Source organism: Micromonospora sp. NPDC049230 (assembly GCF_040647875.1).
In the GTDB taxonomy this organism is placed as follows: domain Bacteria; phylum Actinomycetota; class Actinomycetes; order Mycobacteriales; family Micromonosporaceae; genus Micromonospora.
On sequence record NZ_JBEZCZ010000032.1, the window covers coordinates 38,482 to 58,636 of the forward strand.

18 protein-coding genes are annotated in these 20,155 nt (G+C 71.1%); 8 read left to right on the forward strand and 10 right to left on the reverse strand.

Annotation, left to right across the window (positions count from 1 at the left end; genetic code table 11):
* Positions 1–252: 252 nt before the first annotated feature.
* From AB0A95_RS24280 to AB0A95_RS24310, 7 genes are all read right to left on the reverse strand, one after another.
* Positions 253–774 (reverse strand): hypothetical protein, encoded by a 522-nt coding sequence (locus tag AB0A95_RS24280; protein ID WP_357558058.1) that lies wholly within the window; start codon positions 772–774, stop codon positions 253–255.
* 98 nt (positions 775–872) lie between these two features.
* The gene (locus tag AB0A95_RS24285) at positions 873–1,172 is read right to left on the reverse strand and encodes a flavin reductase (protein ID WP_357558059.1); all 300 of its coding nucleotides are present in this window, start codon (positions 1,170–1,172) and stop codon (positions 873–875) included.
* Positions 1,172–1,480, reverse strand: coding sequence for a hypothetical protein (locus AB0A95_RS24290; protein ID WP_357558060.1), 309 nt, complete (start codon positions 1,478–1,480; stop codon positions 1,172–1,174). The genes AB0A95_RS24285 and AB0A95_RS24290 overlap by 1 nt, the downstream gene beginning before the upstream one ends.
* A complete protein-coding gene (locus AB0A95_RS24295; RefSeq protein WP_357558061.1) occupies positions 1,477–1,671 on the reverse strand; it encodes a hypothetical protein in 195 nt (64 codons plus the stop codon). The genes AB0A95_RS24290 and AB0A95_RS24295 overlap by 4 nt, the downstream gene beginning before the upstream one ends.
* A gap of 276 nt (positions 1,672–1,947) precedes the next feature.
* Positions 1,948–3,186 (reverse strand): helix-turn-helix transcriptional regulator, encoded by a 1,239-nt coding sequence (locus AB0A95_RS24300; RefSeq protein ID WP_357558062.1) that lies wholly within the window; start codon positions 3,184–3,186, stop codon positions 1,948–1,950.
* A 432-nt stretch (positions 3,187–3,618) separates the two neighbouring features.
* Positions 3,619–4,371: a hypothetical protein gene (locus tag AB0A95_RS24305; RefSeq protein WP_357558063.1), complete on the reverse strand. Its 753-nt coding sequence runs from the start codon at positions 4,369–4,371 to the stop codon at positions 3,619–3,621.
* A gap of 86 nt (positions 4,372–4,457) precedes the next feature.
* A complete protein-coding gene (locus tag AB0A95_RS24310; RefSeq protein ID WP_357558064.1) occupies positions 4,458–4,856 on the reverse strand; it encodes a hypothetical protein in 399 nt (132 codons plus the stop codon).
* Positions 4,857–4,876: 20 nt separating this feature from the next.
* On the opposite strand from AB0A95_RS24310, the gene AB0A95_RS24315 reads away from it, so the two are divergent.
* Entirely contained in the window at positions 4,877–6,388 is a 1,512-nt protein-coding gene (locus AB0A95_RS24315; protein WP_357558065.1) for an ATP-binding protein, read from the forward strand.
* A 149-nt stretch (positions 6,389–6,537) separates the two neighbouring features.
* Here AB0A95_RS24315 and AB0A95_RS24320 read toward each other — a convergent pair whose 3' ends face one another.
* Positions 6,538–8,856, reverse strand: a complete 2,319-nt coding sequence (locus AB0A95_RS24320) for a M28 family peptidase (RefSeq protein ID WP_357558098.1) — start codon at positions 8,854–8,856, stop codon at positions 6,538–6,540.
* A 370-nt stretch (positions 8,857–9,226) separates the two neighbouring features.
* Here AB0A95_RS24320 and AB0A95_RS24325 point away from each other — a divergent pair, with 370 nt between their 5' ends.
* The 7 genes from AB0A95_RS24325 to AB0A95_RS24355 all read left to right on the forward strand — a co-directional run bounded on the left by AB0A95_RS24325 (position 9,227) and on the right by AB0A95_RS24355 (position 18,019).
* Positions 9,227–10,426: a fused response regulator/phosphatase gene (locus AB0A95_RS24325; RefSeq protein ID WP_357558066.1), complete on the forward strand. Its 1,200-nt coding sequence runs from the start codon at positions 9,227–9,229 to the stop codon at positions 10,424–10,426.
* Positions 10,423–12,156 (forward strand): ATP-binding protein, encoded by a 1,734-nt coding sequence (locus AB0A95_RS24330; protein WP_357558067.1) that lies wholly within the window; start codon positions 10,423–10,425, stop codon positions 12,154–12,156. The genes AB0A95_RS24325 and AB0A95_RS24330 overlap by 4 nt, the downstream gene beginning before the upstream one ends.
* The gene (locus AB0A95_RS24335) at positions 12,153–12,605 is read left to right on the forward strand and encodes a response regulator (protein ID WP_007465485.1); all 453 of its coding nucleotides are present in this window, start codon (positions 12,153–12,155) and stop codon (positions 12,603–12,605) included. Before AB0A95_RS24330 ends, AB0A95_RS24335 begins: the two co-directional genes overlap by 4 nt.
* A complete protein-coding gene (locus AB0A95_RS24340) occupies positions 12,598–13,407 on the forward strand; it encodes an inositol monophosphatase (RefSeq protein WP_357558068.1) in 810 nt (269 codons plus the stop codon). The genes AB0A95_RS24335 and AB0A95_RS24340 overlap by 8 nt, the downstream gene beginning before the upstream one ends.
* Positions 13,408–13,623: 216 nt before the next feature.
* A complete protein-coding gene (locus AB0A95_RS24345; RefSeq protein WP_357558069.1) occupies positions 13,624–14,640 on the forward strand; it encodes a hypothetical protein in 1,017 nt (338 codons plus the stop codon).
* A gap of 36 nt (positions 14,641–14,676) precedes the next feature.
* Positions 14,677–16,239, forward strand: a complete 1,563-nt coding sequence (locus AB0A95_RS24350) for a fused MFS/spermidine synthase (protein ID WP_357558070.1) — start codon at positions 14,677–14,679, stop codon at positions 16,237–16,239.
* Positions 16,240–16,360: 121 nt separating this feature from the next.
* Positions 16,361–18,019, forward strand: a complete 1,659-nt coding sequence (locus AB0A95_RS24355) for a serine/threonine-protein kinase (protein ID WP_357558071.1) — start codon at positions 16,361–16,363, stop codon at positions 18,017–18,019.
* Between the two features lie 38 nt (positions 18,020–18,057).
* On the opposite strand, the gene AB0A95_RS24360 is transcribed toward AB0A95_RS24355, so the two are convergent.
* Positions 18,058–18,726, reverse strand: a complete 669-nt coding sequence (locus AB0A95_RS24360) for a TrkA family potassium uptake protein (RefSeq protein ID WP_357558072.1) — start codon at positions 18,724–18,726, stop codon at positions 18,058–18,060.
* Between the two features lie 14 nt (positions 18,727–18,740).
* Positions 18,741–20,075: a potassium transporter TrkG gene (locus AB0A95_RS24365; RefSeq protein ID WP_357558073.1), complete on the reverse strand. Its 1,335-nt coding sequence runs from the start codon at positions 20,073–20,075 to the stop codon at positions 18,741–18,743.
* Between the last annotated feature and the right edge of the window lie 80 nt (positions 20,076–20,155).

Genomic DNA, 20,155 nt, shown 5'->3' on the forward strand with positions numbered 1-20,155 from the left:
CCAGAGCCAGGCCATCATTCGGTGGGAGACTCCGCCGCCGGTGACCCGTCGACCAGCTACCCGCGACTCGCAGCACACGTTCTGACGGTCAGAGGCCGCAGCGTCGACACAACGGCCCCAGCGTCGAGACGCGTAGCGGCCCCGCTCCCACCGAGAGCGGGGCTGCTTGCTGTTACATCGTGGGTCGACCGGTGCCGGGGCACGTGCCCCGGCTGCCCATCGCCTGATGGGCGGGGGCGGGCTTGCCGGGGGTTACGCCGACACGGGCCCCGGACGTGCCGCACTGGGACTGAGGTGCCATGACTGGACTCCCTGCGGGATTTGGTAGTCCGGGTGAGGGTCGGTCTCGGGTTCGCGCATCGAGCCCGACGCCGCGAGGCCCCGCAGGTAGATCACCGAGCCATCGCGGGCAGCGATCCGGATCGCCGCAGCGACCGGCCCCTTCGTGCCTGGCTCAGAGCAGAGTTCCCAGGAGGCGAAGACCTCGGGGCGAGTGGCGTCCAGCAGGTGGTGCGCGAACACGAGCATTCGAGCTGCCCGGTGCTGCATCGACAGCGGCTCCGTGGGCAGCTGCACCGGCGTGGCGTCACGCGGTGCGGGGAGGGCCGTGAGCAACGCCCGCGTGTCCGATGACTTGTGCAGCACCGAGATTCCGGGAGGGGACTGGCCCCCTACCTGAGCGTCCTGTCCGTACCGCTCGATCGCGGTGATGTCCGGGTGTTCGGATGCCCGCAGTAGGGCCTCCATCACGTCCAGGGCCTGGGATACCTGCACGGTGCTTTCCGATCTGATGGCGGGATCTGGGCAGCTCACGGGCCGGGTCAGTCTAGCCGCGGCGGTGGGCGGCCCTCTGCTCCTGGCCGTGGTGGCGGTCACCGGGTCCAGGACACGAACCGCTCGTGTAGCTCCGCGGCCGGGGTGTCCGGCATCTCGACGAGGGCGGCGTCCAGCAGCGACGCCAGGTACATGGACAGGCTGACCCGGTTCCCGCCGTACGTCTCGGCGAGACGAACGCGCGCCGGGTCGCAGGGCCACGGGGTCTCGCAGGTTCGGCAGTCCCACGTCGGCCGGCTGGGCAGGTGCTCACCCTCCAGGCGCTCGCCGAGCGCTCTGGCCGACCGCTGCGCCAGGTCGGCGCGGGCCGCCCGGAGAGTCGTGGGTTCCTCGCCCATCACCGGGCTGTTCCGACGTAGCGGGCGTAGATGGTGATCCGCCCGTCGACGGTGCGGGCTGCTGCCTCGAACGCGCCGGCCGGTCGCCACGCCAGCACCATGCCCTCACGGATCCGGGTGGTGTGCGCGCGGGCGTTGGCGCCCTCGGCGACGACACCCCACTCACCGGGGCGGGCACGCAGCTCGGCGGCCATCCGCCGGACCCGCTCCACCGGGGTCATCCCGTCGCGGGTGGCCGGTCGACGGGCCACCGGAGGCGGAGTCTCCCACCGGATGATGGCGTCGACTTGGCCCTGACCCTGGCTCACCGGTCGCCGCCGCTGCGGTAGCGCTGGCCACGGGTCATCAAGGGAGACCTGGTGGTGATGATGAGCGTCGGGCCGGCCCACGCCGGCCGGTCGCCGGGATGTGCGCCGGCACGCTGCTCGTAGCAGGTCGCTGGGCCGGTCTGGTCGAGCTGCACGGGTTGCCGGTGCCGCCGGCGGAACGGATTCCTCATCGGTGCCCTCTCGCCTCAGGAGCGGAGGCGGCCGCCCCGTCCGGCACGGCCGCCCCTGCCCTTTCTTTGGGGGACGGCGGGGGCGACCGCGTGCATCGACAACAGGCATAGATGCCACACCCGACGCCGTCCCGGCGAGGGCCCGGTAGCCGGACGTCACGGGCGCAATAGCCGGTTACCGGACCCTCACCACGAGGTTCGCGGGTAGATCGACGACCTTCCAGGCATTGGCCGCACGACGTGCGACGATGAGTGACGCCGGTCGTACTTTCCGTACTAGTTCTTGTATCCGACCAGGTCAGCCAGAGCGGCCAGATCGTCGGTCATCGCTCGCCGCCGACCTTCGTCGATGGTCTGCACGATGTCCCGGGCATAGCGCTGGTGCCGTAGCCACGCCGGCGCCAGGCGCCCCAGATCGATCAGGATCGCCTCCGACTCGACGAACTGGCGGCGTGTGGCGTGCGCCCATGCCACGTCCAGGCGGTGACGCTGCCAACTCGACCCGACGGGCGTCGGCCCCGGCGGCACCGCCTCGGCGAGTGTGAGCACCCGTCCCGGGTCGCCGGCCACTGCCGCCGCCTCGACCCGTGCCATCTGCACCCGGCCGGCGTTGAACCCGCCGACCATCATCAGGTGCTCCCCACCCGGGTCCCGCTCGCCGATCCGGACCGCCGCCGCCGCGGCAGCGTTGACCAGCTCGGCGGCGTCGTCAGGTCGGTTGTCCCGGGCGTGCGCGGCTGCGGCACCCATCAGCAGCCAGCCCCACGCCGCGAGTTCGCCAGGGGTGGCGCGGGAGAAACGGGGCTCAACCTGGTCGGCGGTCGACACACCCAGCTCGGCGGCCTCCGCCAACCGGCCCTGCCGCGTCAGCAGCCAGCACAGTCCTTGGATGACGGTGGCCGCGACCACCTGGTCCCCGGACCGGCGTGCGGCGGTCAGCGCGTCCGTGAGTGCGGTCTGCGCCAGGTCGCCCGCGCGTAGCTGAATGAGCAGGTTCCCGGTCAGGTGAAGGGTGCGGGCGAGCAGAGCGAACGCGGCCGGCTCGTCATCGTCAGCGGCCAGGCTCACGGCGGCGCGTACGTCGAGCAGCAGCGGTGGCAGGGCGGTCAGCGCGGTGGCGTAGTCGTTGGCCTGGTACGCCCGGTCGACGGCACGCAGTCTCGTCCGGAGCGTATCGGCGGGTGGTGGGTCGCCAACGGGCGCGGCCAGCGCGGCACCGGTCAGCCCGTGCACGGGGGCGACCGCTCGGCGGATCTCGGCCAGGGACAGCGGGCGATGGTGAGGCTCGTCCCGGGCGGCGGCTCCGGACGCGTCACCGATCAACGCGGTGGTGGGCACACCGAGCGCGCGGGCGAACGCGTGAAGGGTTTCCAGGCGAGCCGAGCCGGGCTTGTTCTGTTCCAACTTTCGGACTGTCTCGACGCTCAGCGCGGCGCGTTCGGCCAGCTGCTCTTGAGTGAGCTTCGCAGCTCGGCGGAGTCGAGCGAGGTTGTCACCGGTGGTCGGGTTCGTCATCAGGGCTCCCCGGTAGCGGTCTGGGGCGGCCCACCGACCGCTACAACCGGCTGGCCTGCCACCAGCCACGGTACGCCCAAATCCGGGGCGGATGCTGCCTGGCGAACGACTCGCTAGGCGGTCGGCGGCACCGCCACATTGAGGGGTGCCTGCACGTGAGCGGGATATGGGATCGATGTCTGCGCTATCTCGCCGTCGCTCGTCTTCTGCCACGCGGTTTCGATGTGGTCGATGAAGCAGACGATGCTGGGTGCTTCCCTGTCGCGTGTACCCACGGGCTTGGAATGTGGAGGCCGGCCTGCGTGTAGTTCTGGCGCACCGGCTGAAGGGCAAGGGGCTGCGGGTACGCCCTAGCCGGAGAAGAATCGCCAGCCCGGCCAGAACTCGCGGGCTTGGTGGTGGGGGTCTCGGGCCTCGCGGTGGGGGTGGAACTCAGCGATCACCAGCGGGCCGGATGGCAGCGAGGTTCGTTCCATCCGTGGTCGCGGCGATGAGTTCCTTGAACCGGATCGGGTCGGATTCGGCGATAGCGCGGGCCGCAGCCACCCGGCGGTGCAGGTTCGCCGGATAGAAGGACTCGACCAGGATGAAGCCGCGGGCGAGCCATTCGCGTGTGGGGTTGTGGTCGCAGTCGACGAAGGCGGTGAGGCAGGCTGCCCGATACCACGCGCGCAGGTCGACAACCTCGTCATCCTGGGCCTGGCTACCCCTCGTGGGCTGCCCGCTGGTCACGGCCTCAGGTGACTCGTACACGAGCACGGCCTGCGACCAATACCAGGCGCGGACCGCGCAGACGCGTTGCAGCAGTGATCCAGAGGTGACGACCGAGATGAGGTACTCCTGGACCCTGCGGCGGCCCACCGCTGCCAACATCGGCTCGATGAGTTGGCGATTGGCGGCCACGTGTTCGTCGCAGACCACGGCGGCCAGGACTCGGTCGGCCAGGGTGGCCGCCAGGTCAGGGCGTTCTCGAAGGACGCAGGCAAGCTGCCAGCGTTTGCCGCCCCTTCGGTGGTAGCGACGGAAAGCCTCGTTACTCGCGAACCTCGGCGGCAGTTCGGGCTCCACCCAGTCTGAGTTCAGCTCGGCCAGGAGGTCGTCAAGCTGCCGCTCGAACTCGCCATCCAGGTCGCCGTCCGCCCATGCGTCCATATCGGCATCGTCTCCGCCGGCCCGCTCCGTCATCAATCGGCCTAACGGATCTTGTAAAGGGCCGTGGTGGGACGCGAGGGCAGCATGTCCCGTAACCGAACATGTGCGCTAGACATCGCCTAGCAGCTCCGAAGGACGCGCTCTACGTCCGCCCCGGACTGAACGACCACGGCGTCGGCGCGAAGATCCTCGGGTAGGTGGCACCGCTGATTTTCGTGTGCGAGCAGGGCGGGGCAGCCAGGTGGGAGCACAACGGCATCGGCGAGTCCGAGGAACGTGACGAGCATGTCGAGAATGGGGCCGCCAGAGAACCGGCTGATCATCAGACTGCGGAGCGTGTCGTCGGCAAGGGTGGCGTAGACGTCCGCGGTGCTGCCGTCGTCGGCGCTGATGTGCCAGTAGTTGTACTGCGGCTCCCGATGGTCGGCCCTGGGCGCGAAGACGGCCAGAAAGGCATCGCCCGGCATCGGGGCGGCGTCGCCCTGTTCGAACCGCTGAACGAACATGTCGTAGCTCACCGCCGGAAGCTAGCGCCTCGGTGCGACGCCGAATCCAGGTAGACTGCTTCGAAGTAAGATTCAATCTAGCTTCGGGAGCGCCGATGTTCGTCGGGCGTCGCGCGGAACTTGACAGGCTCGGCCGGCAGCTTGATCAAGTGAAGCGCACCGGCGAAGGGCGATCTGTCGCCATCCGTGGACGGCGGCAGGTGGGCAAGTCGCGGCTGGTACAGGAGTTGTGCGACCGGGTCGACCTGCCGTACTGCTTCTACACCGCGGTCAAGGGCGCGTCGAGCACCGAAGCGGTCGGCTACTTTCTCAGCGCTCTGCGCGACTCGTCGCTGCTCACCGCTGGCGGTCGTGATCTTCTGCCGTCCCAGCCGCCGGCCGGTGGCTGGGGAGACATGCTGCGGATCTTGGCGGGTGTCCTGCCCGATACGCCGAGTGTGGTCGTCCTCGACGAACTGCCCTGGATCTCCGAGCAGGACGCGACGTTCGACGGGCACCTTCAGGTCGCCTGGGATCGGCTCATCTCCAGCAAGCCGGTGCTCCTGCTGCTGCTCGGCAGTGATCTGCACATGATGCAGCGATTCACCGAGTACGACAGACCGTTCTACGGAAGGGCCACGAACATGGTCCTCGGCCCGTTCAATCCTGCCGAAACCGCCGCCGTGACCGGGTTGGGCGGCGCGGACGCGATCGATGCGTACCTGATCACCGGTGGACTGCCCGGTATCGCCCTGGAATGGCTGCCGGGAACGCCACCCGCCGATTTCCTGAGTCAGGAGATCGCCAACAAGACGTCAGCGTTGTTCACCGTCCCTGAACAGTCCCTGGCGTCGGAGTTTCCCGCTCCGGACACTGCCCGGCGCATCTTGGAAGCGGTCGGCGGGACAGGTAGCCGCACGTTCAGCAACATCGCCGCCGCCGCCGGGGACCGCAGTGGCCCGGTCAGCTCCGGCACCCTGTCGCCGCTGCTGCATCGGCTCGTCGAGGAGAAACAGATCCTGGCTGTGGACAAGCCGCTCTCCACAAAGCCCAGCAAACTGGCCCAGTATCGAATCGCCGACAGCAACCTGCGTCTGTACCTGGCCATTCTGCGCGATGTGCAGCAACTGGTTCTGCGTGATCGGACAGCTGCCGCTCGCGCCACCCTTGACAGTCGGTGGTCCGCCTGGCGGGGCAACGCCGTCGAGCCGATCATCCGCGACGCGCTGGCCATCTCCGCTGGCGCTGGCGAGTTGCCCTGGACCGACACGTGGGAGGTCGGCGGCTGGTGGAACCGGCAGTCCAACCCGGAGATCGACCTTGTCGGCGCCGACCGCGCCCCGATCGCCTCGCACATCGCGTTCGCCGGCTCGATCAAGTGGCAGGACGGCCCCTTCGACCGGCACCATCTCGACGACCTGCGCCGCCACGCCCCGATGATTCCGGGTTTTCAGCCCGGGACCAGCGGGCTGGTCGTCGTCAGCCGCTCTGGGGTCAACCTTCCGGCTGGGGCTGTGGACCTTGTCTGGGGGCCCGACGACATCGTGCGGGCGTGGTCGGTCTGATGCCGCCCCACTGGCCGCGTGCGGCGTGCCGCCGTTCGACGACCGGAGACTGTTGGTCGACACGGTGACCCACCTGTGGGTGTCAGCCCTCTACGGCTAGTGCGGTGGTCCGGCGGGAAGCAGTCTCCGCCGGACCACCGGATGGCCGGTCAGAAGGGATACGTGCGGGCGACCGCCAGCATCTCGGAGCTGTGCGACCCGACCACGCCGACGCCCGGCGGTCGGGGGCGGAAGCCCGGCAGCGCGTCCAACCCGTCGCTGGCGTCCATGGCCCGCAACGACACCTGCCCGGCGATCGGCCGCACTGTCAGCGTGACCTCGACGCCCTCGGCGGGCGGAGCGTGGAACACCAGCCCGAAGCCCCACCTGCCCGCCCGGGGCTCCACCGGCACCGGCCGCCCGGCCACCTCGGCCCGCAGCACTGTGGCCGTCGACGTGTCGACGTGCAGGGTGGCGAGCCGGGCGACCCGCTGCGGGGTGAGCCGCAGCCGCAGGGTGCGTTCCCCACCGGAGGTGGTGTCGGCCACCACGTCCAGCTTCGGTGCCGGCAGGCTCGCCGACTGTGCCGGGCCGGCCCGCAGCTCACCGTCGCCGAGGCCGGGGAAGTCGTCGCCGACGTCGGCGGTCCCGTCCACGTAACCGTCAGTCCACGACTGCGGGTCGGCCTCGTGGCTGAGCCAGCGGGCCTGGCCGGTGCCGGCGTCCATCGCGTACATCAGGTGGGTGGGCGCGGGATGGGCGGCGTCGAACCTGTCGACGCCCAGCCCGACCCCGGCGAGCACCACCGCCGCCACGGCGGCGGCCACGGCCGGCAGCAGGCCGAGCCGGCGGGCGCGCAACGCCCGCAGGCCGCGCTGGCCGCCGGCCTGCGGGTGCAGCAGGTCGACCACCGGCAGGGCGGTCAGGCCGAGCAGCACCGCGACAAGCGCGGCCACCCCGCCCATCGCCATCCCCAGCGCGGGGAAGAGCAGCACCACGGTGGGTAGCAGGATGACCACGCCAACCGCCGCGGCGGCGGTCACCGCCACCACCGGCCACGGCCCGGTCTGCCGGGTCCGCAGCGCGACAAGCCCGCCGAGGGCGCCGGCCAGCGCCGGCACTGTGGTGAGGTACGCCCCGCCGGGCACCGCCACGGCGAGCAGCACCCCCAGCAGGGCCAGCCAGGCCAGCCCGCCCACGGCCAGCGCGGCCGGGCCGATCCGGCGGCGCAGCAGCGCGTACCAGGCGAACACGATGGCGGCGGCGAGCGCCAGGACAGCCAACCGGTACCAGATCGGCCGGTACGGGTCGAGGAGTTCCGCGTACCCCGGTCGGATCGTGGTGATCGCCAGCCAGAGCAGTTGGGCGGCGGCCGGCGCGGCGATGATCGGCACCAGGGCCAGCGCGAAGCCGGCGACCAGCCGGCCGGTGCTGGCCCGGCCACTGCGGCGGGTCAGCCAGCCCAGCGCGGCCACCGCCGCCACCGCGAGCAGGGCCAGCGGCAGGATGAGCCAGCCCGGGTAGCGGGCCAGCCCACCGGGGACCGGGAAGTAGGTCGCGTCGTGCCCGGAGCGCAGGTCGGTCAGGTCGGTGCGGCCGAACTCCCGGGCCAGGCCCAGCGCGTTGTCCCCGTGCTGTTGGAGGCTGCCCCGGTCCATGGCCGCCGGTGTGTCCAGCGGGGTGTGGTAGATCGCCCCGCCGTCGATGTACGCCGAGTTCAGCCCGACGAACTTCCGGTCCAGGAACGCGGTGAAGTCGGTGTCGTTGGGCAGCGCCCGGTAGATCTCCACAGCGAACGAGGTGCCGACCGGGTGCGGGGCGGCCCGGCCGAAGACGTCAACGAGTTTCGCGTTGTTCCGGGACGTCTCGAACATGATCACCGGTCCGGCGGAGCCGCGCGCCTCCAGGTTGAGCACCACCCCGCCGTCGGCGGCCAGCGGGTGGCTGGCGGCGAACGCGGACGCCCCGCAGAGGCACGCCTCCTCGGCGTCGGTCAACACGAAGACGATGTCGTTGCGGGGTCGCGGGCCGGTGGTCAGCGCGCGGGCCACCTCCAGGATTGTCGAGGTGCCGGCCGCGTCGTCGTTGCCGCCCGGCCCGGTCTGCACCGAGTCGTAGTGGGCGACCAGGAAGACCCGACCTGTCGAGTCGGTGCCGGGCAGCCGGGCCACCACGTTGCGGACCCGGGCCAGTGTCGCCCCGCCCGCCGCCCCGCTGAGTTGACCGGCCTCCGGAGCCACGGTGTCCTGCACCTCGGTCTCCAGGCCCAACCCGCGGAACTGCTGCTCAAGGTGCGCGCGGACCTGGTCGTTGGCCGAGCTGCCGGCGACGTGCGGCCGGGCGGCGATCACCTGGACGTCCTCGAACGCCCGGCCGGCGCTGAACTCGCCCACCGGGGCGTCCGCCGGCTTCGGTGTCGGCGTGCGCAGGTCGAGCAGACTGCCGGCGCCGACGGCGGCCAGCGCCACAAGCGCCGCCGCGGCGGCCACGAGCCGCCGGTGCGGCCGGGTCAGCGCGCGGTCCGCAGGGGGTACGCCCGGAGTCGCGCGGGCCGGCGTGCCCGTCGTGGCCGGGGTGGGAGGTGCGCCCACGGAAACTCCTCGGGGTGGTGGGGCCTGGGGTGGCATCATCCTGCCGTTCCGGGGCCCGGGGCGGGACGGCCGATCGGCTGCCTCTCTCTGGGCGGGCAGTGATGCGCCCCATCCCCGCCCGTGCCGTGGGCATCGTGTTGTGTGCGACCGTTGTCTAATACAGGATCAGCAGGGCACTCGGAAGGAGCCCGACATCACCAGCGATCTCCCGCGTCTCGCGGCGGTGACCCGGCCGCACCGGGGGTCCGGCTCGACCGGGTCCCCAGTTGTGCCGTACCCGCACGGTGGCCTGGCGCGGCACGCCGACCTGCCACCCGGCGAGCGGTTGCGGGTGCTGCTGGTGGAGGACGACGAGGGCGACGCGTTCCTCGTCGGCGAGCTGCTCGCCGAGACCAACTCGATGATCGACCTGTTGGTCGCCACCAGCCTTCGCGCGGCGCGGGAGCGGATCACCGACGTCGACTGCGTCCTGCTCGACCTGGGCCTGCCCGACGCACAGGGGCTGGACGGGCTGCGCCAGGTGCTGGAGATGTCCAGCGGCGCCGCGGTCTGTGTGCTGACCGGCCGCTCGGACGAGCACCTGGGCGTCGTGGCGGTCGCCGAGGGCGCACAGGACTACCTGGTCAAGGGTCAGGTCGACGGGGTGCTGCTGACCCGGGCGCTGCGCTACGCCGTGGAGCGCAAGCGCGCCGACGAGAACGCCCGCCGGCTGCGCGAGGTCGAGTTGCGCCAGGCCGAGTCGGCCCGACTCGAACGCGGCCTGCTGCCCCAGCCGCTGATGACGACCGACCAGGTGGCGGTGCACACCTTCTACCGGCCGGGCCGGCACGCCGCCCTGATCGGCGGGGACTTCTACGACGTGGTGCAGACCCGTCCGGACCGTCTCGACCTGATCGTCGGCGACGTCTGTGGGCACGGGGTGGACGAGGCCGCGCTCGGCGTCGAGCTGCGGGTGGCCTGGCGGGCCCTGGTGCTCGCCGGTGTGCCGGACGACGAGGTGCTGCCCGCGCTGGAGCAGGTGCTGATGAGTGAGCGCCGCCTTCAGGAGATCTTCGCGACGGTGGCCACGACCAGGCTGGACCTGGACGCCAACCGCGCGACAGTCCGACTCGCCGGGCACCCCCCGCCGCTGCTGCTCTCCGGCGGCCGGGTCACCCCGGTGCCCGCGCCCGGCGGCCTGCTGCTGGGCGTACGACCCCGCCGGCCGATCGCCTACGACCTGGAGTTCGACACCGATGACTGGTCCCTGCTGATGTACACCGACGGGCTCATCGAGGGGAGGGTGGGTGCCGGTGACGAGCGACTCGACGTGCCGGGCCTGAGCGGGCTGCTGGACGAGCCGGCCAACCGCGAGGTGTCGCTGCCGGCCCTGCCGGCGTGGCTGGTCGGCCGGGCCGAGCAGATCAACGGCGGCCCGCTCGCCGACGACGTGGCAATGCTGCTGGTGAGCCGGGGTGGTGGCCGGTGAAGCCGGTGGTTGGCGGCTGGAGTCTGCGCCGTCGGGTCATCACGCTGCTCACCGTCGTGGGGGTGCTGCTGATCGCCCTGGCCGCCGCGGAGGCGACCATGGCCGCCCGCAACCGTACCCAGATCGACGCCGTGCTCAACGAGACCGGCCCGCTGCGGGTGCAGTCGCAGGAGCTGCTCAACGCGCTGCTCGACCAGGAGACGGCGATCCGCGGGTACGCGGTCAGCGGTGACCAGGACGACCTGAACCCCTATCGGGAGGGGCTCGCCCAGGAGCAGAGCGTCATCGTCTCGATGCGGGCGCTGCTCGACGACTATCCACAGATCAGCCAGGAGCTGCGGATAGTCGAGGAACGCACCACGCAGTGGCGGCAGTCGGTGGCCGAGCCGGTGATCACCACCACCGAGCGCAGCGGCACCAGCGCGGGCCAGGCACTTGTCACCGAGCAGGCCCGGCAGCAGTTCGACGGCGTGCGCACGGCGGTCAACGACCTTCAGGAGGAGGTCCTGGCTGCCCGGGAGCAGACCGCCGACAACGTACGCACCAGCAGCAACGTGCTTGTCGTCCTGTTGATCGTGGCGGCCCTGGTGGTCGTCGTGGCCGGCGCGGTGCTGCTGCTCTCCCTGGACCGGATGGTGGTCCGGCCACTGACCGGCCTGGCCACGCAGGTCCGCGAGGTCGCCGAGGGCGACTACCAGCACCGCATCGCCACCACCGGCCCGCCGGAGTTCATCCAGCTCGGCGACGACGTGGACGCGATGCGCCAGAAGATCGCCGCCGACCTGGCCGAGGTGCGGGCCGCCCGCGAGCGGATCGAGTGGGTCAACAGCCAGCTTCAGAAGCAGGCCGAGGAGTTGACCCGGTCCAACCGCGACCTGGAACAGTTCGCGTACGTGGCCTCGCACGACCTCCAGGAGCCGCTGCGCAAGGTGGCCAGCTTCTGCCAGTTGCTCCAGCGCCGCTACGCCGGGCAGCTCGACGAGCGCGCCGACCAGTACATCGCCTTCGCGGTGGACGGCGCGCAGCGGATGCAGCGCCTGATCAACGACCTGCTCGCGTTCTCCCGGATCGGTCGGCTCACCACCGGCTTCGTCGAGGTCGACCTCAACAAGGTGATGGGCGACGTGGCAGGCCAGACCGAGGCCGCCCGGCAGTACGCCGACGCCGAGCTGACCTGGACCGACCTGCCGGTGATCTCGGGTGAGGAACCACTGCTCACCAACCTGCTGGCCAACCTGGTCAGCAACGCGATCAAGTTCCGCCGCGCGGACGTCGCGCCCACTGTGCACGTTTCGGCCCGGCTGGTGGGCACCGAGTGGGAGATCAGCTGCCAGGACAACGGCATCGGGATCGAGCCGGAGTTCGCCGACAAGATCTTCGTGATCTTCCAGCGGCTGCACTCGAAGGACGCGTACCCGGGCACGGGCATCGGGTTGGCCATCGTCAAGAAGATCGTTGAATATCACGGCGGTCGGGTCTGGGTGGACACCTCCGTGCCGGAGGGCACCGCGATCCGGTTCACGCTGCCGGCGCTTCCCGAGGACCTGGAGGCGGCTGCCGCCGTCGACTCGCCGGAGCAGCCACCGGCCCTGACTGCGGACGACGCGACGCCCTCGAACGAGACTCCGGCGACGCCGAGTGAGCAGTCCGGGGGGTCGGACCGGCCGGACCGGGCCGACAGGTCGCCGGAAGGCGGTAGAACGGGTGACATGAGGGAGACGGTGGGATGACCGCGCCGGCGGATGGCAAGAGCCCGATCGAGGTCCTGCTCGTCGAGGACGACCCGGGTGACGTGCTGATGACCCAGGAGGCGTTCGAGGAGCACAAGCTGCGTAACCGGCTGACCGTCGTCTCCGACGGCGCCGAGGCGCTCGCCTACCTGCGGCGGGAGGGCCAGTACGCGGACGCTGTCGCACCCGATCTGATCCTGCTCGACCTCAACCTGCCCCGGCGCGACGGCCGGGAGGTGCTGGAAGAGATCAAGAACGACCCGGAACTGCGTCGGATCCCGGTGGTGGTGCTCACCACCTCGCAGGCCGACGAGGACATCCTGCGCAGCTACCAGCTGCACGCCAACGCCTACGTGACCAAGCCGGTGGACTTCGAGCGCTTCATCTCGGTGGTCCGCCAGATCGACGAGTTCTTCGTCAGCGTGGTCAAGCTGCCGCCGCGTGGCTGACACCCTGCTCGACGACGTTGGCGACCTGCTGCGGGAGGCCGCCGACCAGGTCGTCGTGCCACTGTTCCGCAAGCTCGACGACGCCGACGTGTCGGAGAAGGCACCAGGTGAGGTGGTCACCGTCGCCGACCGCCGGGCCGAGGAGTTGCTGTCCGCGGGGTTGCGCCGGCTGCGGCCGGGTTCGACGGTGGTCGGTGAGGAGGGCGTCGCCGACGATCCGGGGTTGCTGCGGCACCTGCGCGACGCCGGTGACGTCTGGCTTGTCGACCCGGTCGACGGCACCGCCAACTTCGCCGCCGGTCGCCGGCCGTTCGCCCTGATGGTGTCGTTGCTGACCGATGGTCGGCCAACCGCCGGCTGGATCCTCGACCCACTCGCCGGCACCCTCGCGGCCGGCTGGGCGGACGACGGCACCCTGCTCAACGGCCAGTCGGTGGACGGCACCATCTCGGTGCCGCCACTCGGCGAGCTGCGTGGCGCGGCGATGACCCAGTTCCTGCCGCCGGAGACCCGCGACCAGGTCCGCGCCGGCGGCCAACGGCTCGGTGAGCTGCTGCCCGGCCAACACTGCGCCGGCCGGGAGTATCTGGACATCCTCACCGGCGAGCAGCAGTTCGTCCTCTTCTGGCGCACCCTGCCGTGGGACCATGCCCCGGGCACCGTGCTGGTCCGTGCGGCCGGTGGCGTCGCCCGCCGGTTCGACGGCGTCGACTACCACCCCGCCGACGACGGCCGCGGTCTGCTCGTCGCCGCCAACGAGCAGGTCTGGGCAGAGGTACGCGACGCCCTCCTCGGCGACTGATCCGCGCACTGCGCGACTGTTGATTCGCGCGCTGCGCGACACTGCCGGAACGCTCCGTCGACATCTGGGTATGCCGACGGTCCGGGGGCTGGTCAGCGGCCCACAGTCCGGTATCGTGACCGGCGGTCTCCGCCAGCAGGACGCCGATCGGCGCCGGTGGGGCCGCCGCCGTGCAGTTGTTCACCGGGGGCCGGCGGTCGACGGAAGGACGCTTTCGTGCCCAGGACCAGGCTCAGCCCGCGGCTCGGTCGCCGCGCTCTGTTCGCTCTGCTCGCCGCCGTCGCGCTGGTGCTCGGCGGTGCCGCCGTGCCGGCGTACGCCGAGCCGGGCGAGGGTGGCAGCAAGAAGCTTCAGGACGCGTTGGAGCTGACCGCCAAGGGGCACATCGAGGCCAAGGCCAAGCTCGACAACTCCAAGCGTCGTCAGACGGCGTTGACCGGCGAGTTGACGGCGATCGAGGGCCGCATGGGTGGGCTCACCGAGCAGGTCGGCGAGGTCGCCGCACAGTCCTACCGGCTCGGTCGGCTGGGCCCGGCGTCGATGCTGCTCAACACCGCCACGCCGCAGGCGTTCCTGGAACGGGCGAGCGACCTCGACCTGATGGCCCAGCGGGACAGCAAGCGGCTGCGTGATCTCGTCGAAGCCCGGGAGCAGGCGCAACAGGCCAAGGTCGCCATCGACGCGGAAGTCCGCGAGCAGCAGAAGCAGCTCGCCGTGATGGCGAAGAAGAAGAAGGAGGCCGAGGAGGCCCTCGCCGAGGTCAGCTCGGGCAGCAGCAACGGTTTCAGCGGCGGCAGCTCCGCCTCGGCGACGCCCGCACCACGCAACTCCGACGGATCCTGGCCGTCGGAGTCGTGCTCGGTGAAGGACCCGACCACGTCCGGCTGCATCACTCCGCGCACCCTCAACGCGCTCAAGCAGACCCAGGCGGCCGGCTACAAGCGGCACGTCTCCTGCAAGCGCAGCGGTGGCGGCGGCGAGCACCCGAAGGGGCGTGCCTGCGACTTCGCAGCCGCCACGAACGGCTTCGAGGACAAGAACGCGACGGGCGGCGACAAGGCGTACGGCGACAGCCTGGCCGCCTGGCACGTGCGCAACGCCGACCGACTGGGCGTGCTCTACGTGATCTGGTACCGGCAGATCTGGCATCCCGGCACCGGCTGGCGGTCGTACAGCGGCAGCGGCAGCCCCGCCGCTTCCCACACGAACCACGTTCATCTATCGCTGTACTGACCCTGAACGCCAGCTTCGCTGCGTACCATCGCGACGATGAGTTCCCCACCGCCCGACGTCGCGGCCCCGCCGGCCGCCGCTGCCCCGTCCGTGCCGGTCACCGGCCGGGCGCTGCCCAACGGCCTGGCCGCCTTCCTGGTCTTCTTCTCCAGCGGTGCCGTGCTGGTGTTGGAGACCGTCGCGCTGCGCCTGGTCGGCCCATACGTCGGGGTGACCCTCCAGGTGACCAGCTCGGTGATCGGCGTCGCGCTGGCCGCGATCGCCTACGGGGCGTGGACCGGCGGCTGGCTGGCCGACCGGCGCAACCCGCGCGGTCTGCTGGCCCCGGCGCTGGTGCTGGCCGGCATCGCCACCGCCGTGACCCTGCCCGTCGTCCGGTACGCCGGTGAGGTGCTGCGCGGTGGCGCGGCCAGCGGCATCCTGCTCCTGGTCTCGCTTGCCGTGTTCGTGCCGGCCGCGCTGTTGGCGGCGGTCACCCCGTTGGTCGTGAAGCTTCAACTGGCCGATCTGCGCCGCACCGGCCAGGTGGTCGGTCGACTCTCCGGGATCGGCACCCTGGGCGGCATCACCGCGACCCTGCTCACCGGCTTCGTGCTGGTCGCCGCCCTGCGCAGCACTGTCATCCTGGTGACCCTGGCGATTGCGCTCGGGCTGGTCGGCATCGGCCTCGGCTGGTATCTGCGCCGGCAGGAGCCCACCGAGTTGCCCGGTCCGGCCCGGACCCGGGCCGCACTGGCCGTGCTCGGCCTGATCGGGGCGGGGCTGAGCACAGTGGCACCGAACCCGTGTGACATCGAGACGGCGTACCACTGCGCCCGGGTCACCACCGACCCGAACCGGCCCACCGGGCGGACGCTGCTGCTCAACTCGGCCCAGCACTCGTACGTGGACCTCGCCGACCCGAAACACCTGGAGTACGCGTACACGAAGTGGATCGGCGCCGTCGCGGACGTCGCCGCGCCGGCCGGTCAGCGGCTGGACGCGCTGCACCTGGGCGGCGGCGGATTCACAGTGCCGCGCTACCTGACCGCCACCCGGCCGGGCACCGACAACGTGGTGTTCGAGATCGACGGCGGGCTGGTCGAGCTGGGCGAGCAGGAGCTGGGCGTACGGGCCGGGCCGGAGCTGCGGGCGGTGGTGGGCGACGCCCGGATGCTCGTCGCCGGCGAGCCGACGGACAGCCGTGACCTGGTGGTCGGTGACGCGTTCGGTCACCTGGTGGTGCCCTGGCACCTGGCGACCCGGGAGATGGCCGCCGAGGTCCGGCGGGTTACCCGCCCCGGCGGCGTGTACGTGCAGAACGTCATCGACTACCCGCCGCTGCGGTTCATCCGCGCCGAGTTGGCCACCGTGGCCACCGAGTTCCGGCACGTCGCGTTGATCGCGCCGCCGGAGGCGCTCGCCGAGGAACGGGGCTCCAACTTCCTCATCGTCGGCTCCGACGCGCCGCTGCCGCTGGAAGCGGTGCGGGCCCGGCTGACCGCTGTGGATCCGAAGGTCAGCCTGCTCTCCGGCACCGCGCTGACGGACTTCGTCGGCGGGGCGCTGGTGTTGACCGACGACTACGCCCCGGTGGACCAACTGCTGGCCACCGCCTAGGGGCGCGTGTCGCAGCCCTCGGCTCGGCCGAGGGCTTCGACACACCCTGAACGGGTGACAATCCTGACCGATTCCGATACTCCAGGTGTAGGTCGGTTGATCCTGGGCAACAACGGTCACCATGGGTGGTGGGGACCGAAACAGCGCGCAGCTCCTCGATGAGCGGTACCGGCTGATCGAGCAGCTCGGTGCGGGCGGCATGTCGGTGGTGTGGCGCGGCTACGACGAGGTGCTCGGCCGCCAGGTCGCGGTGAAGGTGTTGGCCTCCAGACTGGCCAGCGACCGGGCCTTCCGCCACCGGATCCGGATCGAGGCGCAGGCCGCCGCGCGACTCTGCCACCCCAACATCACAAACGTGTACGACTACGGCGAGTCCGAGCAGGTCGGTCTGACCGTGCCGTACGTGGTGATGGAGCTTGTCGACGGCACCTCGCTGGCCAGCCGACTGGGCCGGGAGAGCCAGCTGCCCTGGCGGGAGGCGGTGACGATCGGCGCGGAGGTCAGCTCGGCGTTGACCACCGCGCACGCCCGGGGCGTGGTGCACCGCGACGTCACCCCGGGCAACGTCATGCTCACCTCCACCGGGGTCAAGGTCGTCGACTTCGGCATCTCCGCCCTCGTGGGGGAGAGCGAGAAGGGGCCGGACGGCGCGCTGTTGGGCACACCCGCGTACCTCGCACCGGAACGGCTGGACAACGGCCAGGTGTCCCCGGCCACCGACGTGTACGCCGTCGGGCTGTTGCTCTACCGGATGCTCACCGGCCGGCTGCCGTGGCAGGCCACGACGACCACCCAGATGTTGCGCGCACACATGTACACCGACCCGGAGCCGATGCCCACAGTCGCGGGGCTGCCCGACGAGGTGACCGAGTTGGTGGGGCGCTGCCTCGCGAAGCGGCCCGCCGACCGACCGGCCTCCGCCGAGCTGACCCGGATCCTCTCCGACGCGGTCGGCATGCTGGCGGCGGTGCCGGTCTCCCCGGCCACCGGCCCCCTGGACCCGGCCGTGCTGAGCAGCGCGCGGACCACGATTCTGCCCTGGTCGGCGGCGACCGACGCGATGCCGTTTCCGCGTACCCGCGAACGGAACCGGCGAGCCCGGCAGCGGGTGACCCGGCGTCGGCGGGTGGAGGCCGGGGTGGCAGCCGTCGGGCTGATCGCGGTCACCGGGGTGATGTGGGGGTTCACCTCGCGCAGCCCGGCCAACGGTGAGGGCCGGCCGACGACCGAGGCGCGGATGGGTCTGCCGACCGCGGCGCCCTGCGAGGTGGCGTACGCGCTGCGGACGGACTCCGGCACCGACTTCGCCGCCGACCTGACGCTGACCAACACCGGTGACCGGGAGCTGCGGGACTGGGCGATGAGTTTCAGCTTCCCCGGTCAGCAGACGGTGACGAAGGCGGAACCCGCGCCGGTGCACCAGCAGGGGAGCACCGTGGTGATCCGGCCGGCGGCCCAACGCAACACGCTGGCCCCCGGCGCGGCCGAGAAGCTCACCCTCACCGGGACGTACAGCGGGGCCAACCCGCTGCCTGTGGAGTTCCGACTCGGCGAGGTGACCTGCGGCGTACGCGTCTCCGGGGTCGCCGGCAGCACGCCGTCCACGGCCCCGCCGCCCAAGCCCACCGCGCCGAAGGCCCCGCCGAAGAAGACGACGGTGCGTGCCGGCGCCGGCGGCGGCGGTGGAGCGCCGAAGGCCAAGCCACCGGCGGCACCCAAGGGCCCGGCGAAACCGAAGGCCGTAGGCCAGGGTGGTGGTCCGGGAAAAGCGCCAAACTGACCGGGGGTCGTGGTCACGGCCCCCACCCGCGGTGACGGTCAGCGCTGCCCGGCGAACCGCTGCACCTGGTCGATCCCACCCTCCACGATGAGCACCCCACCCGCAGGGAGCGCGGTGTCGTCCGAGGTGTAGCGGAAGCGTTCACCAGGCAGCTTCGCGCCGACCACCCGGATCCCGTAGTGCTCCTCGGGTCGTAGGTCGCGCAGGGTACGACCGACAAGGGTCTCGGGCACTCGGACGGTGGCGATGGCGAAGTCGTCGTCGAACTCGATGAAGTTCAGCAACCGGCTGACGATCAGGTGCGCAACCCGGTCGCCGGTCTCCGCCTCCGGAAAGATCACGTGGTGTGCGCCCACCGACGACAGGATCTTGGCGTGCTTCTGCGAGGTGGCCCGGGCCCAGATCTGTGGCAGGCCCAACTCGACGAGGGCCAGCACGGTGAGCACACTCGCCTCCACCGAGGCCCCGATGGCGACCACCGCCTGGCCGAAACCGGTGATCCCGAGTTGCCGCAGCGCCCCCTCCTCTGTCGAGTCCGCCTGCACGACCCGGTCGAGCTGCGCCGACCAGCGCTGCACCTGCGCCGGGTCGTGGTCGATGGCCAACACCTCGCGGTTCATCCGGGTCAGCGACCCGGCCAGGTGGCAACCGAAGCGACCCAGCCCGATCACCACGATGCCGCCGCTGTCCGCTCGTCTCGCCGACACTCGCCCTCCTGGTGCTAACCGACAACTGGTTGTTCCTGGGGATAGCGGTAGAGCCGGCGTCGCGTGTTCAGGGCGATCGCCGACCCGAGGGTGAGCGTCCCGACCCGGCCGATGAACATCAGCACGGTCAGGACCAGTTGACCGCCGGCCGGCAACTCGGCGGCCAGACCGATGGTCAGACCTGTGGTGCTGAACGCGGAGGTCACCTCGAACAGGGCCGCCACGAAGCGGACGCCCTCGGTGAGCAGCAGCAACGTCATCGTTCCGGCCGTGACCAGCGCGACGCTGAGCAGCGCCACGGTGATCGCCTGTCGTTGGCTGGCGGTGGCCACCCGGCGGTGCCCGACCGTCACGTCGGGCTCGCCGCGCAGCTCCGCCCAGATGGTGAACGCCAGCAGGAAGAACGTGGCGACCTTGATGCCGCCCGCCGTGCTGGCGCTGCCCCCACCGATGAACATCAGCACGATCAGCAGGGGGTAACTCTCCTCCTGGAGGGCGGCGATGTTCAGGACGCTGAAGCCACCCGTGCGGCTCAACGCGATCTGGGTGAACGACGCGAGCATCTTGCCGGGTACGTCGTACTGGCCGATCGTGCCCGCGTTCGTCCACTCGGCGGTGAGCAGGCCGACGAAGCCGATCACCAGCAGCACTGTGGTGCCCCAGACGGTCAGTTTGGTCGCGACCGCCCAGTGCGCCGGTTGGCGCCACTCGCGGACCGCCTCGAACAGGGCGGGAAACCCGAGCCCGCCGACGATCGCGCCGCCCGCCAGGGGCAGCGAGACCCACGGGTCACGGCTGAAGGCCAGGAGGCCGTCCGAATAGAGCGCGAATCCGGCGTTGTTGAACCCCTGCACGGCGTGGAAGACACCCGACCAGAGGGCCCGCCCGGGCGGGTAGTCGTAGGCAAGCCAGAGCCGGCCGGAGATCAGCGCTGTCATCACCGCCTCGCAGACGAAGACGGTCACCGCGATCCGACGCAACAACCGGCCCACCTCACCGATGCCGAACTCCGCGGTCTCGGCCTGCACGAGCAGCCGGTTGCGCAGCCCGAGCTGACTGGAGACGACCAGGATGACGAGCGCCGCGACGGTGAGGATGCCGAGACCGCCGAGCTGGGTGAGCAGGGTGATCACCACCAGTCCCCAGCCGGACCAGTAGTTCGGCGTGTCGGTGATCGCCATGCCGGTGACCGAGACGGCCGAGGTGGCGGTGAAGAGCGCCGTGACAAGGGGCGGACCCTGGTGATCGGCGGTCGCCCAGCGCGCCATCAGCAGCCCGGTGCCCAGCAGGATCGGCACCAGGAACGCGAACGGCACCAGCCGCACGGGGTTGCGGAAGAACCGGCGCACCAGACAATCTTCCTTTTTCGCTCACCCTCTGGCACGGGAACGCGCATACCCGGAGATTCACCTCCCGGCCAGCCATCGAC

Excerpts from the sequence above, each read along its gene's own strand:
- AB0A95_RS24285 (WP_357558059.1), bottom strand. The coding sequence starts at position 1,172 with ATGGGCGAGGAACCCACGACTCTCCGGGCGGCCCGCGCCGACCTGGCG.
- AB0A95_RS24295 (WP_357558061.1), bottom strand. The coding sequence starts at position 1,671 with ATGAGGAATCCGTTCCGCCGGCGGCACCGGCAACCCGTGCAGCTCGAC.
- AB0A95_RS24300 (WP_357558062.1), bottom strand. The coding sequence starts at position 3,186 with ATGACGAACCCGACCACCGGTGACAACCTCGCTCGACTCCGCCGAGCT.
- AB0A95_RS24305 (WP_357558063.1), bottom strand. The coding sequence starts at position 4,371 with ATGACGGAGCGGGCCGGCGGAGACGATGCCGATATGGACGCATGGGCG.
- AB0A95_RS24335 (WP_007465485.1), top strand. The coding sequence starts at position 12,153 with ATGACCGCGCCGGCGGATGGCAAGAGCCCGATCGAGGTCCTGCTCGTC.
- AB0A95_RS24350 (WP_357558070.1), top strand. The coding sequence starts at position 14,677 with ATGAGTTCCCCACCGCCCGACGTCGCGGCCCCGCCGGCCGCCGCTGCC.
- AB0A95_RS24355 (WP_357558071.1), top strand. The coding sequence starts at position 16,361 with ATGGGTGGTGGGGACCGAAACAGCGCGCAGCTCCTCGATGAGCGGTAC.